The organism is Acinetobacter sp. ANC_7512 (assembly GCF_056779935.1).
On the sequence record NZ_JBWYIX010000008.1, the window covers coordinates 137,428 to 154,113 of the forward strand.

The following is a 16,686-nucleotide window of genomic DNA, read 5'->3' on the forward strand; positions in this document are numbered from 1 at the left end:
CCGCTTTTTAGCGGTCTTTTTTATTTTCATCGTTTACGACCAAATAAAGCCAAGAGATTAGTATGAATAAAATTATGGTCGTCGGTACAGCAGCATCTGGGAAAACAACCTTTGCACGTAAGTTGGCTGTTCAACTGCAAGTCGATCATATTGAACTTGATAATCTCTTTTGGTTGGATAACTGGATCGAGTCAGCTTCAATACAATTTCAAGAAAAATTTATAAATCGTGTTAGGTCTATGAATAAGGGCTTCGTGATTGATGGTAATTATTCCCTGATTCAAAATTTAATCTTAAGTGAGATCGACACTGTGATGTGGTTGGATTTTTCACTACGCGTAAATCTTTATCGTGTGATTAAGAGGTCGCTATACCGTGTGATTAGCCAAAAGAAAATATGGAAAAATTCTAACAATAGAGAACATTGGGCGAAATTGTTAAGTAAAGACTCAATAATATTGTGGGTAGTCCAAACACATGGGAAAAATAGACTTAAATATTTGCAGATGATGAATGCCACTCAATATCATCATATAAAGTGGCTACATTTTCATAAAACTGAACAATTAGATGAATTTTTAAAACATCACAGTCCAAAATAGTAAGCGCAGAAACAGATTATTGCAGTGACTAAAATGAGGGCAAACACATTTGATTTACCTGTTTTAGGTGTGGGTTGGTGAGAACTGGAATCATTGTTGAAAAAGCGTTTTCCATGTTGAGTATGTGTTAAGGCTTCATCCAAAGGGGAGTGAATTTCGGGGCTTTTTAAATGAGCAGTTTTATAGTGATTTGCTACTTTAGTAATGAATTTTGCACTCAGGTCATCTAACTTTTGTTGAAATACCTTCAGTTGTTTTTCTTCCTCAAGAGATTCTTGATGATCTTGCTCCAAAAGCTTTCGTTTTTGAATCTTTAAATGTTGTTCTAGATGCATGAAACGCACTAAGGTTTCATTGGCATAAGGTGCTGCATAATCTTGTGGCAGTAATGGTAAGGCAGCTCCAGCGTTGGAGGGTGATTGATCGTCAGTACCATAAAAGATTGCGCCACGTTTAACGGATTCCACCCCTTGTGCTAATGCGCGATCGAACAGCTCATTCTCTGTGTAGTCGTGAATATCATTCCAATTAGGTGCTTGAAGATCTGCCTCAACACGTTTGATATGTTGGGTGGATAGATCAAAACGCCAAAATGTTTCAATTCGTGCAGGGAGTGTTTGGTTGTTTGGTATGTCGAAGTCTTGTTCAGAACTATACCATTCGGCAAGTTCTTTACCACAGATCCATGCTGTTTTTACATTGCGGTGATGACTGACAATGAAATGGGGATATGGTAAAAGCTCAACATTTGGATTGGGATTTTTTTCATCGATTAATAAACTTGAGTTATGTAGGCTTAAGCGTGTGACACCCTGACGTTTTAAGCTTTCTAACCAAACTTGGAAATGTTGTGCCAATAAGTGTTGCGTATTTAAATCTCGAAAAAGGAAATGGTGCTGATTAAAAATCGCATGATTTTTCCAGTGTTGAAAACTTAAATCCTGACTTAAAAACTCATTGCCGTAAGTCACGAGTGTGAGCTGTTGTTTCCAAATTTGATCTAATGCCATGACATATCTTCTCAATGATCATTGCGCATATCTTAAACTTTTTATAAATGTAATTTCCAATTTAATTCCACATCCAATTTTAACACTTGCTGATCTTCATACGGAGCTATAAAAGCTGTTAGAATGCGCAGTTATATTATTTTTTATATTTGTTGCTTTGAGAGTTACTATGTCACTGGAAGCCCTGACCACTGAAGCGCTCGCTGCCATTGCAGCAGCTCAAGACCTTGCAACACTCGATCAGGTTCGAGTGCAATTTACGGGTAAGAAAAGCCAGCTTGCTGAACAATCGAAAGCACTGGGTAAAATGGATCCGGAAGAGCGTAAGGTTTTTGGTGCGCAGATTCATTCAGTTCGAGAAGCGATTAATGGCGCATTAACTGAGCGTCAAACTGCATTACAAAAAGCTGCACTAGAACAAAAATTAGCAAGTGAACAGATCGACATCACGTTGCCTGGTCGTGGTCAACAGGTGGGCAGTATCCACCCAGTGACCCAAGTACAAGAGCGTATTTGTCAATTCTTCACGAAAGCAGGTTTTTCTGTTGCGACTGGTCCAGAGGTTGAAGATGACTATCACAACTTTGAGGCATTAAATATTCCTGGTCATCACCCTGCGCGTGCAATGCACGATACCTTTTACTTCGATGTAAACCATTTGCTTCGTACGCATACCTCTGGTGTACAGATTCGAACGATGGAAACACAGCAACCACCAATTCGTATTGTATGTCCAGGTCGTGTGTATCGCTGTGACTCAGACCAAACACATTCTCCGATGTTCCACCAGATTGAAGGTTTGTACGTTGCAGAAAATACGAGCTTTGCTGAGTTAAAAGGATTATTGGTTAATTTGCTGAATGAGTTCTTTGAAAAAGACTTGAAAGTACGTTTCCGCCCATCTTACTTCCCATTCACAGAACCAAGTGCTGAAGTCGACATCATGGATGAGCGAGGAAAATGGTTAGAAGTATTAGGTTGTGGCATGGTACATCCAAATGTTCTTCGCTCAGCGGGTATTGATCCAGACAAGTACAAAGGCTTTGCATTTGGTTTAGGTGTTGAACGTTTTGCAATGCTTCGTTATGGCATAAACGACTTGCGTATGTTCTACCAAAATGATGTGCGTTTCTTACGCCAGTTTGCTTAAAACTTTTTATTAAATCCTCTCCTAACTTGAGGAACTCCACAGAATCATTTGGGGTTCTCTCCCTTAGCAAAGGGGGTTAGAGGGAGGATTCTAGAGATTTGAATTACAGGTTTTATATCAATGAAAATTAGCGAAAATTGGCTACGCACATGGGTTAACCCAGCCATCGATAGCGATACTTTATCTGACCAGCTGACCATGCTTGGCCTTGAGGTAGATGATTTATCTCCTGCTGCAAAACCATTTACAGGTGTGGTTGTAGGTGAAGTACTTACGGTAGAACAGCACCCAGATGCAGATCGTTTACGAGTAACGACTGTCAACATTGGTGTGGGTGAACCATTACAAATCGTCTGTGGTGCACCTAATGTACGTGCAGGAATGAAAGCACCCGTAGCAACCATCGGTGCAGTATTGCCAGGTGATTTTAAAATCAAAAAAGGTAAGCTTCGTGGTGTTGAATCACAGGGTATGCTGTGCGGTGCATCTGAAATTGATTTAGAAGATAAAATCGACGGTCTACTCGAGCTTCCCGCGGACGCGCCAGTCGGTGTAAACGTACGTGAATATCTAGACCTTGATGACAACGTGATTGATATTAGTATCACACCAAACCGTGGTGACTGTTTCAGTATTCGTGGGATTGCACGTGAAATTGGTGTGATTAACCAACTTCCCGTGACTGCGCCTGAAATTAAAGAAGTGGCTGCAACGATTGCTGATGAAAAGAAGGTCGTTGTATCTACTGAAGGTTGCCCACGTTACTTAGGTCGTGTGATCAAAAACGTCAACACCAAAGCGCCAACTCCTGAATGGATGGAGCGTGCACTGGCTCGTTCTGGTATCCGTCAGCACAGTATCTTGGTTGATATTACCAACTATGTATTAATGGAGTTGGGTCAACCGCTTCACGCATTTGATGGTGGTAAAGTTCAAGGTGCGGTACACGTTCGTCAAGCAACTGCAGGTGAAAAACTTGTTCTCTTGAATGAGCAAGAAGTTGAAATGCAAGACAACGTGATGGTGATTGCAGATGACGAAAAAGCATTAGCAATTGCGGGCATCATGGGTGGCTTGTCTTCATCGGTGACAGACGCAACGACTGAAATCTTCCTTGAATCAGCATTCTTTGCACCGCTTCATATCGCAGGTCGTGCGCGTAGCTTCGGTTTACATACAGATGCGTCTCAGCGCTATGAGCGTGGAGTAGATTTCGAACTTCCAATGATCGCAATGCACCGTGCATCTCAGTTGATTTCTGAGCTTGCAGGTGGTGAATTTGGTCCAATTACGGTAGCAGAAAATCCAGCAGTATTACCAACACGAGAAGCAATCGAGCTTGAGCAGGCGCAAGTTGATCAACTTCTTGGTTATAAAGTTGACTCTGACTTTATTACTGATGCGTTAACACGTCTAGGTTGTCAGGTAGCAATTAAAGCACAAGGTCAATGGTCTGTCGTACCGCCATCACATCGTTATGATATGGCAATCTACCAAGACTTAATTGAAGAGGTTGCGCGTATTCATGGTTATGACAACATTCAAATCAGCTTGCCTGTGATTGATGTGAAACTTGCAAAATACCAAGATCAATTTGAAGTTGCACAATTACGTCAAACTTTGGTTGCTCTTGGTTATCAAGAGGCAATCAGCTTTAGTTTTGCTGATTTAAAACTTGAAAAACAGTTAAATCCAAGTGTAAATCCTTTGGCATTGGCAAATCCAATTTCAAGTGATTTGGCGGTAATGCGTTCGACTTTACTTTCAAGCTTAATTCCTTGTGTCCAATACAACGTTAATCGTCAACAAAGTCGCGTACGCTTCTTTGAGCTTGGCTTACGTTTTGATTATCAAGAAGCCACCAGTATTCATGATCTTAAGCAAATACCTACACTTGCGATTGTGACAACAGGTGCGAAGAATCAGGAATCTTGGCATGCTAAACCTCAGCCAATGGATTTCTTCGATTTTAAAGGTGAAATTGAGGCTGTATTGGCGGCTGGGCGAGTTCAAGTAGAATATGTGCGTTCAGAGCGTTCATGGTTACATCCAGGTCAATCTGCTGAAATTTTAGTGGACGGACAATCAATTGGTTATATTGGTCGTTTACATCCATCGCTTGAAGATGAGCTTGATCTCGCAACGACATGGGTAGCAGAACTCGATCAATCGTCTGTTTTGCAAACTTATGTATCTAATTTTACAGAATTATCACGATTTCCTTCAGTGAGACGTGATATTGCAGTTTTAATTAGTGATAAGATTAATGTTAGTGAAATTCAGCAACTTATCGAAAAAACTGGAGGAGAGTTACTTGATTCTTCTTGGTTATTCGATGTGTATACGGGTCAAGGTGTAGAAGAGGGTAAACGTTCATTGGCGTTTGCACTTTTATGGCAGCATCCGAGTCGCACGCTTGAGGATGCTGAAATTAAATCTGGTATGGATAATATTTTACAAGTGTTAGAAAACACTTACCAAGCGACATTGAGGGCCTCATGACAGCATTAACAAAAGCAGAAATGGCTGATCATTTGAGTGAGCTGACGAGTTTAAATCGTCGTGAAGCTAAACAAATGGTTGAGTTGTTTTTTGATGAAATTAGCCAGGCATTAATTGCAGGTGAACATGTCAAATTATCGGGTTTTGGTAATTTCGAACTGCGTGACAAGCGTCAGCGTCCAGGGCGTAATCCAAAAACAGGTGAGGAGATTCCTATTTCTGCACGCCGTGTAGTGACCTTCCGTGCTGGTCAAAAGTTTAGACAGCGTGTAGGGACAGAGCAAGTCGATTAATCGCTTGATCAAATAACATTAAAAAAAACCTGAGCTCAGCTCAGGTTTTTTTATGCTCTTAACTTTATGCGTATTCATAAAATTCAGCGCATAAAAAAAGAGAACCAAAGGTTCTCTTTTTTTCGAATAATCTAAACTTTAGATTATTGAGCAGCAGAAGCAGCAGCAGTAGCGTCAGCAGCAGCGTCAGTAGCTTCAGCAGCAGCAGCAGTAGCTTCAGAAGCAGCAGCGTCAGCTTGAGCAGCAACTTCAGAAGAAGCTTCAACAGCAGCAGCGTCAGCAGCTACAACAGCTTCAGAAGCAGCTTCTACAGCTTCAGAAGCAGCAGCGTTTGCATCAGCAGCAGCTTCTTCAGTTTTTTTAGCACAACCAACGAAAGCTAAAGTAGTAGCAACGGCAGCAGCAATAGCAATTTTTTTGAATAACATGGCATCACTCTCATTAAAATAAATTGAGACAAAAAACCCGGTTAGTCTGTTGTGTGCTTTTATTATTCCTAACGTTAGTAAGGTTAATAACGCATGGAGCAGCCTAACTGGTATGTCGACATGCTATCACTGAGTATTTTGAATTACTACTAGGCGAGATGAAAAAATGCTTAAAAAATGAGAAATTTGAACCTATTTTTAACAGAAAATTACAATCATTTTTGCATTTTGAATTGGAGAAATACTAAGTAAATACTTAAAAAATAAAGGGAATTAAAATACAAAATGATAAAAATCACATACTTGCAATAAAAGTTACATTCAAAAGTTAGTATTGTGTATTTATGTAAATGGTGTCAACCCAAATAAAAGGCCATCAATAAATGATGGCCTTTTGCGTATTAGTTGGCAGCTTTGCGTTTCATTTGATCGAAGAAATCATCATTGGTCTTGGTTTCCTTCATGCGATCAAGTAAGAATTCCATCGCAGCAAGTTCGTCCATAGGATGGAGAAGCTTACGTAAAATCCAAACCTTACGTAGTTTATCTTCATCCATGAGGCGTTCTTCACGACGTGTACCAGATTTCTTGATATTCATCGCAGGGAATACACGTTTCTCAGCAATACGGCGATCAAGCGTAATCTCTTGGTTACCTGTACCTTTGAATTCTTCGTAGATGACTTCATCCATTTTACTGCCAGTTTCAATTAAAGCAGTAGAAATGATCGTAAGTGAACCACCTTCTTCGATATTACGTGCAGCACCGAAGAAACGTTTTGGACGTTCTAAAGCGTGGGCATCAACACCACCAGTTAAAACTTTACCTGATGATGGAATAACAGTGTTATATGCACGTGCTAAACGTGTAATTGAGTCAAGCAAAATAACAACGTCTTTTTTGTGTTCTACCAGACGTTTAGCTTTTTCAATCACCATTTCAGCGACTTGAACGTGACGTGCAGGTGATTCGTCAAATGTTGAAGCAACAACTTCACCACGAACGGTACGTTCCATTTCTGTTACTTCTTCTGGGCGCTCATCAATGAGAAGAACGATTAGGAAGCATTCAGGATTATTACGAACAATAGATTGAGCAATGTTTTGGATCAACATTGTCTTACCAGCTTTAGGTGGTGCAACAATAATTGAACGTTGACCTTTACCAATTGGAGCAACTAAATCGACAACACGCGCAGTTAAATCTTCAGTCGAACCATTTCCTAACTCCATCACTAACTGTTCAGTTGGGAATAAAGGCGTTAAGTTTTCGAAAAGAATCTTATTGCGAGAGTTCTCTGGCGTGTCGTAGTTAATTTGATTAACTTTTAAAAGTGCAAAATAACGTTCGCCTTCTTTTGGTGGACGAATCGTACCTGTAATCGTATCCCCAGTGCGCAAATTGAAGCGGCGAATTTGAGAAGGGCTGACATAAATGTCATCTGGACCCGCAAGGTAAGACCCTGCTGCAGAACGTAAAAAACCGAAACCATCAGACAGAATTTCAAGAACACCATCGCCGAAAATTTCTTCACCATTCATAGCATGGCGTTTCAAAATGGCAAAAATAATGTCTTGCTTACGGTTACGTGCCATTCCTTCAAGGCCCATGAACTCAGCAATTTTGATGAGTTCGCCTATCGGTTTTTTCTTGAGTTCAGTTAAGTTCATAAATGGTCGATTGAATTAAAAGGAAGTGTGGAACACAGATAGAATAGAAGCAAAAGACATCCGCAGTGCAAGAAAAGAGCAGCAATTGATTTGCACAATAACAAACTCAGAATCTAGTAAGTTCTTTCGAGGAGAAATGTGTAAACAATTTCTTTAGCCGAGCGGCGATCTTATGTTTTGTGTATTGTAAGAAACGAGGAGAAATTGTCCAAGTGTTTCTTGATCATGCAATATAAGTGAGATATGGCTCTTTGTCAATTTTACCGTCAAAAAAAGCGCCAAAAATTTGACGCTTTCAAAGCAATTAAAATTGAAAGAATTAGATATTTTCTTCAATAAAAGCTGCAAGTTTAGATTTAGGAGCTGCACCAACTTGTTGAGCAACAACTTCACCATTTTTAAACATCAATAAAGCTGGGATATTACGAATATTGTAATTTACAGCTGTTTGTTCGCATGAAGTTACGTCAACTTTTACGATTTTAACTTTACCTTCGTATTCAGTTGCTAAAACTTCAAGTACAGGAGCAATAGCTTTACATGGCGCACACCAGCCTGCCCAAAAATCAACAAGAACTGGCGTGTCAGAATTTAAAACGTCAGCTTCAAAATTAGCATCAGTTGTATTAACGATATTAGCAGACATGGAATTTGCTCCGAATAATTTTTTGAAAACGGTCTATCTATGTATATAAGTATTACATAGACCACTTTAACAAAGTAGGGGATAGGGTTTATTTTCGGACTAAATTCTGTAAATGTCTAATTGATGCTCACGATTTCCATGATCGGTGTAACACAATTGTCATATATGATGATTTTTTAAATAGTCGTTAAATTGACTAAATAAATGGCTTTTAAATTACAGTTATGTGAATTAATCTAGGCACAATTCTGGTTGAACTTAGCGCAACAATGTCTGATTTTTTGATTGATGAAGAACTCCTTGCAGCCATTGATATGGGCTCAAACAGCTTCCACTTGGCGATTGCTCGAGTTGATCATGGTGAGGTAAAAAAAGTCGCATCGATGTCTGAAAAGGTCCAATTGGCCGCAGGTTTAGATGAAAATAAAAATTTGACAGAAGCTGCTCAACAACGTGGTTTAGCATGCTTGGCTCGATTTGTAGGGCGCTTAAGTTCAGTCCAATCGAATCGTTTAAGAATTGTAGCCACCAATGCTTTGCGCCAAGCTAAAAATGGGCATGAATTCATTCAAAAAGCAGCTGAAATTCTGCCTAAACCTATTGAAATTATTGCTGGTCGTGAAGAAGCACGCTTAATTTATTTAGGTGTATCACATACTATGGCGAACAGCGGTCGCCGTTTGGTGATTGATATTGGTGGTGGCTCGACTGAGTTAATCATTGGTGAAGAGTTTGAGCCGATTCATACTGAATCCGTGCAAATGGGATGCGTTGCATTTACGAAGGCCTATTTTGCAGACGGAGATATTAATCCAAAAGCTTTCGATCGTGCGGTGACTGCCGCACGCAAAGAAATCTCGGGTATCGCGACTACTTACCGTGCGGCAGGATGGGATACTGTTGTTGGTTCAAGTGGAACCATTAAAGCCTGTCGTCAAATTGCGGTAAATATGGGTTGGAGCGATGATCAGGAAAACTTGACGCGAGAAGGCTTGGAAAAACTTAAAGATAAGTTACTCAAATACAAGCATATTTCAGACATGGAATTTGAGGGTCTTAAGGAAGATCGTCGTGCAGTCCTACCTGCGGGTATTGCGATTTTATACGCTGTATTTGAAGTTCTTCAAGTTGATAAGCTGGTCTATTCAGATGGCGCCTTACGAGAAGGTGTAATGTATGATTTACTCGGGCGTTTCCAGCATGAAGATATTCGAGATCGTAGCGTACAAGCCTTGATGGGGCGTTATGGTGCTGATCAAAAACAAGCAGAACGTGTTGTTGAAACGGCTCAACAATTATTTGATACCGTGGCAGGAACGCTTGGTCTAAATAATGACGATAGTGATTTGCTACGTCGAGCAGCTTATCTTCATGAAATTGGTTTAGCGATTAGTCATAGTGGTTATCATCGTCACGGCGCATATTTGCTTCAGCATTCTGACATTGCTGGTTTTTCACAAATTGATCAAAATCATTTGTCACATTTGGTCGCTCATCATCGCCGTAAATTGCGTGCTGAAGCAAAAAATGATGTGACGAAAGTCGGTGGAATTAAACTTGTCTATCTATGTTTGCTCCTTCGTCTCGCAATTTTGCTGAATCACAGCCGAAGCGATGAGATGCTTCCTGCCATTGAATTAAAGATATTAGATGAGCAACAATGGCAACTGAAAGTTTCTGGTGATGCAAAACAATGGCCTTTGTTGGTTGCAGAGCTGCATGATGAGCAGGTGCAATTTAAACATTGGGATATCGTTTTGAATATTCAGTCGGAACAATTTATTGGCTAACAGAAGCTGATAAGCGAATTTTATTAGTTAACTACGTCATAGTTAATTTAGGGATATTCATCGACTTATGAAAAATAAAGCTGCTCAATCTAAAGCATGGAAAACGGTTCAAATTGCGCGTCATCCAGATCGCCCACAATTTTTAGATTATGTGAGCGAAATTTTTACAGAATTTGATGCACTTCATGGTGACCGTTTATATGGTGATGATGGTGCAATGGTTGGCGGTTTAGCGCGTTTTAATGGTCAGGCTGTGATGGTGGTTGGTCAACATCGTGGTCGTAGTACACGTGAAAAGTTACAGCATAATTTTGGGATGAGTAATCCAGAAGGCTATCGCAAGTCTCAGCGTTTACTTGATATGGCTGAACGCTTTAATCTTCCAGTTTTCACATTTATTGACACCATGGGTGCATACCCTGGTGTTGGTGCTGAAGAGCGTGGACAAGCAGAAGCAATTGCTACGAGCCTAGCTCAACTCTCAAGTTTAAAAGTACCTGTCATTGCGACTGTTCTAGGCGAGGGTGGTTCTGGCGGAGCATTAGGCATTGGCGTTGCAGATCGTGTGATTATGCTCTCTCACAGTATTTACTCTGTGATTTCACCTGAAGGTTGTGCCTCAATTCTTTGGAAAACTGCTGAAAAAGCTGAGCAAGCGAGTGAAGCGCTTGCACTCACTGCAGATAAACTGAAAGAACTTGGTATTGTTGAGTATGTTGTAGATGAAGGTGAGGGTGCTCATCTTCAGCCAGACGTAGTCATGGATAAATTAAAACATGTGTTACAAGCTGCACTTGATGAGCTTGTTCCAATGGATGCAAATGCAAGATGCGAAGCACGTTACCAACGTTTAATGAAGTTTGGCAGCGACAATTCAGGTCTAGCTTCTTAAAACAAATTGCCAAATTTGGTGATGAACACACGTTCTTAGTGGGATGCAGTGGCGGCATGGATTCCATGCTGTTGCTGTATGTCATGTCTCAATTAATTCCCCAAAAAATCCGTGCGATTAATATTAACCACCAGTTGCAATCTGCAAATCAGGAATGGGCTGAATTCGTACATCAATTTTGTATGGCAGCGCACATCCCTGTGGTTCTCGAGACAGTTCAAATTGCTGAAGGGAATTTGGAACAGCAAGCTCGAGCAGCACGTTATCAAGCTTTTAAACATCATTTATCCGACACAGATATTTTAGTACTGGCACATCATCAGCAGGATCAAGCTGAGACCGTATTATTACGTTTGTTCTCTGGTGCTGGAATACAGGGATTGTCCGCGATGAAATTATTAGATTCACGTGAAGACATCATTATTTGGCGACCATTGTTGAATCTCAGTCGTGAGCAGATTTGCCAATGGGTAGAACAACTCAAATTGCCCTACGTGGATGACCCGACCAATTTTGATACGCACTATGATCGAGCTTGGTGCCGTCATGAGCTTTGGAATATTTTGCAAAGCCGATTCCCTAAAATGCAACAGGCGATTGTGAGAACCAGTGTGTTGATGCAAGATGCGGATGAAATTTTGCAAGAGATTTTACAACAGGATTTGGCGTTCTGTGGCGATGATGATCATCTAGATTTACGACAACTCAATCAATTAAGTTTAGCAAGAAGAAGACAACTTTTATCAAATTGGATGAAAGGTAAGGATCAATACCGTCCTGCATTTGAGATGGTAGAGCGATTGACTGAAGAAGTTATTTTGGCGAAACCTGATGCACAAGCAGCATTGCATTGGAATGGACAATATTATGTTCGTTTCCAAAATATCTTATATCGAGTTCCTAAGGATGAATACTTAACAGAATCGAATAAAACTGATTCAGAAATAAAATTTGAACTCCAGCAAGTTGTAAATTTAGCTTCGGGTCAATTTAAGATCTGCCAACATCATGAAGAGTGTGGTCTGCGTACAGAACTTTTAAATCAGTCTCTGACATTGCATTATCGTCAAGGTGGGGAAAAAGCCCATTTGCATGGACGTGTGGGGAAATGGCCATTAAAAAAAGCAATTCAAGAGGCACAAATTTTTCCATGGAAGCGTCATACTATTCAAATTTTAAGCTTAGATAATGTTATGCTTGGTGTTTTCACGCCAAAAGGGTTTTGGCTGGCTGAATCAGAGTATTGTGAAGTCGGTGGTTGGCAGCCAAAGTTAGTTTCATCGCTATAAAATCAAGGTTGAGAGTCGTTCATGAGTGTTGCGTTAAACTGTAATATTTGTTTCATTGGTGGTGGTAATATGGCTCAAGCCCTAATTGGAGGGTTGATTAGTCGTGGTTTACCAACAACGCGTATTACAGTTTCCGATCCTGTAGAACGTGTGAGAGAGTTATTAAAAGAAAAAGAAATTCAAGTTACAGACAATAATGAAGACGCGATCCAAAATGCTGATGTTGTTGTTCTGGCGGTGAAACCACAAGTACTGGCACAAGTTCTTAAACCGTTAAAAGATAAATTTGAGAATAAGTTAATTGTTTCGATTGTAGCAGGAGCTGAAATTGCAACGATTGCTGCATTAACGGGGACGGAGTTTATCGTTCGTGTCATGCCTAATACACCTGCATTGGTTCAAACAGGTGCCCATGGTTTATATGCTCATGACGTTGTTGACCAAGCAAAGCGTGAATTGGCAAGTCAGATTTTAGCTGCAACAGGCTTAACACTTTGGGTAAACTCAGAAGAGCAAATTGATGCAGTAACTGCGGTATCGGGGTCAGGTCCAGCGTACTTTTTCTATATGATGGAAAGTATGATTCGTGCTGGAAAAAATTTAGGCTTGGATGAGAAAACTGCAACAGCATTAACGCTACAAACAGCTCTCGGTGCTGCACAAATGGCGATCACCAGTTCTAATACGCCATCTGAACTGCGTAAAAATGTGACATCACCAAATGGTACAACTCAAGCGGCCTTGGAAGTTTTTGATCGAGCGCAAATTTCACAGAATATTCAGGCTGCTCTTGCGGCTGCAAAAAAACGCAGTCAGGAGCTCGCTCAGGAATTAAGTGATAGTTCTAAATAACTAAATTTTAGGAAAATTGAAGTATGGGTGCGAACTCTGCGCTATTTTTTGACATTATCATTAATGTTGCGATTTTATTGGTATTTTTCCGTTTTTTAATGCAATTGGCGGCAGTCAGTCCATATAACCCTGTTGTGCTATCGACAGTGAAAGCAACTAGAATTGTAGATGTGTTTGGACGAATCTTGCCAACTGTGGCACAGGGGCGTGTAAATCTAGCAGCTTTAGTGCTGATCGTATTGTTGTATTTTCTTAAGGTATTTGGCTATAAATATTTAAATGCCTTACCAACAGGCGATGCATTGTACTTTATTGGTTCAACTGTACTTTCAATGTTGCAGGCATTAATTTCAATTCTTAAATATTTGCTGTTCGCTTACATTATCTGTAGTTGGATTTTAATGTTTTCACAAACACGTTCACCTTATATTGAAGTGATTCAAGAATTAGCTGAACCGATGTTGGCACCATTCCGTAAAGTAATGCCAAATTTAGGGATGATTGATCTTTCTCCAATCCTTGCATTCTTTACACTTTATATTGCTGAAATCATGTTGAAATCAATTGGTTAAATCTAAATTGTGGATTTAAACAATGTCATAAAAAAGGACTCATTTGAGTCCTTTTTTACAATCTAAGAATCTTAGAAATTAGTGCGCTTCACCCCAGTTTTTCCCTTTCCCGACTTCAACAACAAGTGGCACAGAGAGTTGAACAACACCTTGCATTGCATCTGCGATTTTAATAGCGATCTCGTCAGCGATCGCTTCATCTACCTCAAACACTAATTCATCGTGAACTTGCAATAATAATTTGGCGTGATCTTTAGGTAAAATTTTATCTACTTCGATCATTGCCATTTTGATAATCTCCGCAGCAGAACCTTGAAGAGGCGCATTAATTGCAGCGCGTTCAGCTGCCTTTCGAATCATCATATTGCGCGCATCGATATCTGGGGTGTATAAGCGTCGCCCTGTAATGGTTTCAACAAAGCCTTGTTCTAATGCGACTTGTCGTGTGCGTTGCATATACTCATAAATGCCAGGATAGCGATGGAAATATTGTTTAATGTAATTTTGAGATTCTTCGCGTGTGAATCCCAACTGACGTGTTAAACCAAACTCAGACATGCCATAAAGTAATCCAAAGTTGACTGCCTTGGCTTGGCGACGTTGATCATTGGTTACATCATCCAAAGCAATATTTAATACTTCTGCTGCAGTACGGCGATGAACATCTTGGCCGTGATTAAACGCGTCAACTAAAGCCTCATCTTGTGAAAAATGTGCCATAAGACGTAGTTCAATTTGTGAGTAATCGGCAGCAAGTAAAACCCGACCTTCAGGTGCAACAAAAGCTTTTCGGATTTGACGACCGATCTCTTCACGAATTGGAATATTCTGAAGATTAGGATCAGTTGAAGATAATCGTCCAGTTGCGGTTAAAGCTTGATGGTAGCTGGTATGAACACGATGACTTTCGTTATTGGCTTGTTTTATTAAACCGTCAGTATAGGTACTTTTTAATTTAGACAAGCCACGATATTCTAAAATAAGTGCAGCGATCGGGTGATCAATTTTCTCAAGAATGCTTTCGCTGGTACTGTATTGACCTGTTGAAGTTTTCTTACCACCTTTTAAACCTAACTTATCAAAAAGAATATCACCCACCTGCTTAGGTGAGCTGACATTAAAAGGTTGACCCGCGATTTCGATAATCTGATTTTCTAACTCTAGAATTGTATTAGAAAATTCTTGACCCAATTGATCGAGGAAACTCAAATCGAGCTGAATTCCATTTTCTTCCATCGTCGTCAGAACTGCAGCTGTCGGCATTTCGATTTGATGAAGAATATTGAGAAGCTCTGGGATTTCTTTAAGCTTACGCTCCAATACCTCATACAAACGATAGGTTACATGGGCATCTTCAGCGGCATAATGCGCTGCTGTTTCGATTTCAATTTGATTAAAGGTTTTTTGTTTAGCACCTTTGCCCGCCACTTGTTCGTAAGTGGTGGTTAAGTGGCTAAGATAAACGCGCGCAACGTCATCCATACCATGGCGCGTCGCAACAGCATTGAGCACGTACGAGGCAAGCATGGTGTCAAAGTACCAGCCTTGTAAATGAATTCCATGATTTTCGAGAATATGAGCATCATATTTTAAATGATGACCAATCTTCTCAACCTCAGCGTTTTCTAAAATTGGTTTGATTTGCGCAAGAATAGCGTCGCGATCCAATTGCTCTGGAGCACCTTCATAGTCGTGAGCAAGCGGAACGTAATATGCATCTTGGGCATCAAATGCCACAGAGAAGCCTACCATCTCTGCAACACGATAATCTAAACTTGTGGTTTCAGTATCGAAAGCAAAACGTTTCTCAGTAGCCAATCTTTGAAAGAGTTTTTCCCAATCCGCTGGTGTTAAAACGGTATGGTAAGTTGCCTCGCCAAGCTGATCATCTACACTAGTCTGAACCGCTTGGTCTTCGATTTTCGATGTTGCAGTACTCGGTTTTGCGACAACTTGACTTGATTGTTTATACGCAGCACTATTTGGATTGTTGGGATGATCTAAAGACTGAAGTTGATTTCTAAACTCAAGTTCGGTGTAAAGCTGACGTAACTCTGCAACATTTGGATCTCGGAGTTTAAGATCATCGTAGGTCAGATTCATGTCTAAGTCACAAACAATACTTGCTAGCTGATGATCTAGCGCAATACCATCTGCATTGTCTTTAATATTTTGGCCTACTTTGCCTTTAATTTTATCGACATTTTCAAGAATGCCACCAATTGAACCATATTCATTCAGCAGTTTAGCCGCAGTCTTTGCCCCGATACCAGGAACGCCCATGATGCCGTCAGAGGCATCTCCCATGAGGGTTAAATAATCAATAATTTGGTTCGGCCAAACTCCAAACTTTTCAAAAACGCCATTCACATCCATGGGCTTGTCTTTAAAACTGTCTTCAAGTGTCACTTTGTCCGTGACCAATTGGGCCATGTCTTTATCGCCTGTGGAAATCAAGACTTGATAGCCTTCTTTTTCTGCACGTTTTGCCAGCGTACCGATGATATCATCGGCTTCCGCACCAGGTATGGCATGGAGTGGGATACCTAAAGCACGAATTAAATTATGTAAATACGGAATTTGTTGAGCGAGTTCGTCAGGCATGCTCGGTCGATCCCCTTTATATATTGGGGAAAGTTGATGACGGAAAGTTGGTTCAGGTGTGTCAAAAATGACAGCCATGTGTGTAGGTTGAACACGACGCATTAACTTTTGGATAGCAGAAATAGCTCCGCGAATTGCGTTGGTTTGTAAACCTGTTGACGTCGTTAGCGGTGGTAGTGCGTGATAAGCACGAAATAAAAAATATGACCCATCGACCAAGACAAATGGTGGCATTGAAACGTTCCTAATCCAATTAACTTTTTCATTGTACGTGATTTTCAGCAGTTGCGCTGATACAAGATTTGCAATCAAGTGTACAGAATATGCGATGAAAAACGCAAAATGCTAATTCTTGCTGAGGTATCATCAATCTAGCTAAAAAGGAA

At 40.3% G+C, this 16,686-nt stretch carries 14 protein-coding genes; 9 read left to right on the forward strand and 5 right to left on the reverse strand.

The window, feature by feature from the left end; genetic code table 11:
- The first annotated feature begins 62 nt into the window (after positions 1 to 62).
- Complete coding sequence (locus AC1M9H_RS09335; protein ID WP_481613253.1) at positions 63 to 602, forward strand: P-loop NTPase family protein; 540 nt, start codon at positions 63 to 65, stop codon at positions 600 to 602.
- Here the strand turns inward: AC1M9H_RS09335 and AC1M9H_RS09340 are convergent.
- Positions 587 to 1,612, reverse strand: a complete 1,026-nt coding sequence (locus tag AC1M9H_RS09340) for a hypothetical protein (RefSeq protein WP_035265371.1) — start codon at positions 1,610 to 1,612, stop codon at positions 587 to 589. The two genes, AC1M9H_RS09335 and AC1M9H_RS09340, sit on opposite strands and share 16 nt — an antisense overlap.
- Before the next feature lie 169 nt (positions 1,613 to 1,781).
- Here AC1M9H_RS09340 and pheS point away from each other — a divergent pair, with 169 nt between their 5' ends.
- From pheS to AC1M9H_RS09355, 3 genes are all read left to right on the forward strand, one after another.
- Positions 1,782 to 2,762 (forward strand): phenylalanine--tRNA ligase subunit alpha, encoded by a 981-nt coding sequence (pheS, locus tag AC1M9H_RS09345; protein WP_035265373.1) that lies wholly within the window; start codon positions 1,782 to 1,784, stop codon positions 2,760 to 2,762.
- Positions 2,763 to 2,882: 120 nt separating this feature from the next.
- On the forward strand, positions 2,883 to 5,264 hold the full coding sequence (gene pheT, locus AC1M9H_RS09350; RefSeq protein ID WP_481613254.1) for a phenylalanine--tRNA ligase subunit beta: 2,382 nt from the start codon (positions 2,883 to 2,885) through the stop codon (positions 5,262 to 5,264).
- Positions 5,261 to 5,557, forward strand: coding sequence for an integration host factor subunit alpha (locus AC1M9H_RS09355; RefSeq protein ID WP_035265376.1), 297 nt, complete (start codon positions 5,261 to 5,263; stop codon positions 5,555 to 5,557). The genes pheT and AC1M9H_RS09355 overlap by 4 nt, the downstream gene beginning before the upstream one ends.
- Before the next feature lie 143 nt (positions 5,558 to 5,700).
- On the opposite strand, the gene AC1M9H_RS09360 is transcribed toward AC1M9H_RS09355, so the two are convergent.
- The 3 genes from AC1M9H_RS09360 to trxA form a co-directional block, all read right to left on the reverse strand.
- Positions 5,701 to 5,985 carry a hypothetical protein gene (locus AC1M9H_RS09360; protein ID WP_481613255.1) on the reverse strand — a complete coding sequence of 95 codons (285 nt, stop codon included), beginning with the start codon at positions 5,983 to 5,985 and terminating at the stop codon, positions 5,701 to 5,703.
- Positions 5,986 to 6,386: 401 nt separating this feature from the next.
- Entirely contained in the window at positions 6,387 to 7,655 is a 1,269-nt protein-coding gene (rho, locus tag AC1M9H_RS09365; RefSeq protein WP_035268567.1) for a transcription termination factor Rho, read from the reverse strand.
- A gap of 319 nt (positions 7,656 to 7,974) precedes the next feature.
- The gene (gene trxA, locus AC1M9H_RS09370; protein WP_035268564.1) at positions 7,975 to 8,301 is read right to left on the reverse strand and encodes a thioredoxin; all 327 of its coding nucleotides are present in this window, start codon (positions 8,299 to 8,301) and stop codon (positions 7,975 to 7,977) included.
- Positions 8,302 to 8,570: 269 nt separating this feature from the next.
- On the opposite strand from trxA, the gene ppx reads away from it, so the two are divergent.
- The 5 genes from ppx to AC1M9H_RS09395 all read left to right on the forward strand — a co-directional run bounded on the left by ppx (position 8,571) and on the right by AC1M9H_RS09395 (position 13,696).
- Positions 8,571 to 10,091, forward strand: coding sequence for an exopolyphosphatase (gene ppx / locus AC1M9H_RS09375; protein ID WP_092768355.1), 1,521 nt, complete (start codon positions 8,571 to 8,573; stop codon positions 10,089 to 10,091).
- A 67-nt stretch (positions 10,092 to 10,158) separates the two neighbouring features.
- A complete protein-coding gene (locus AC1M9H_RS09380; protein WP_035268558.1) occupies positions 10,159 to 10,983 on the forward strand; it encodes an acetyl-CoA carboxylase carboxyltransferase subunit alpha in 825 nt (274 codons plus the stop codon).
- Entirely contained in the window at positions 10,920 to 12,272 is a 1,353-nt protein-coding gene (gene tilS, locus AC1M9H_RS09385) for a tRNA lysidine(34) synthetase TilS (RefSeq protein WP_481613256.1), read from the forward strand. The genes AC1M9H_RS09380 and tilS overlap by 64 nt, the downstream gene beginning before the upstream one ends.
- A gap of 21 nt (positions 12,273 to 12,293) precedes the next feature.
- Positions 12,294 to 13,124: a pyrroline-5-carboxylate reductase gene (proC, locus tag AC1M9H_RS09390; protein WP_481593340.1), complete on the forward strand. Its 831-nt coding sequence runs from the start codon at positions 12,294 to 12,296 to the stop codon at positions 13,122 to 13,124.
- Between the two features lie 23 nt (positions 13,125 to 13,147).
- Entirely contained in the window at positions 13,148 to 13,696 is a 549-nt protein-coding gene (locus tag AC1M9H_RS09395) for a YggT family protein (RefSeq protein WP_481595070.1), read from the forward strand.
- Between the two features lie 78 nt (positions 13,697 to 13,774).
- On the opposite strand, the gene polA is transcribed toward AC1M9H_RS09395, so the two are convergent.
- Positions 13,775 to 16,534 carry a DNA polymerase I gene (gene polA, locus AC1M9H_RS09400; protein ID WP_481613257.1) on the reverse strand — a complete coding sequence of 920 codons (2,760 nt, stop codon included), beginning with the start codon at positions 16,532 to 16,534 and terminating at the stop codon, positions 13,775 to 13,777.
- Positions 16,535 to 16,686 lie beyond the last annotated feature (152 nt).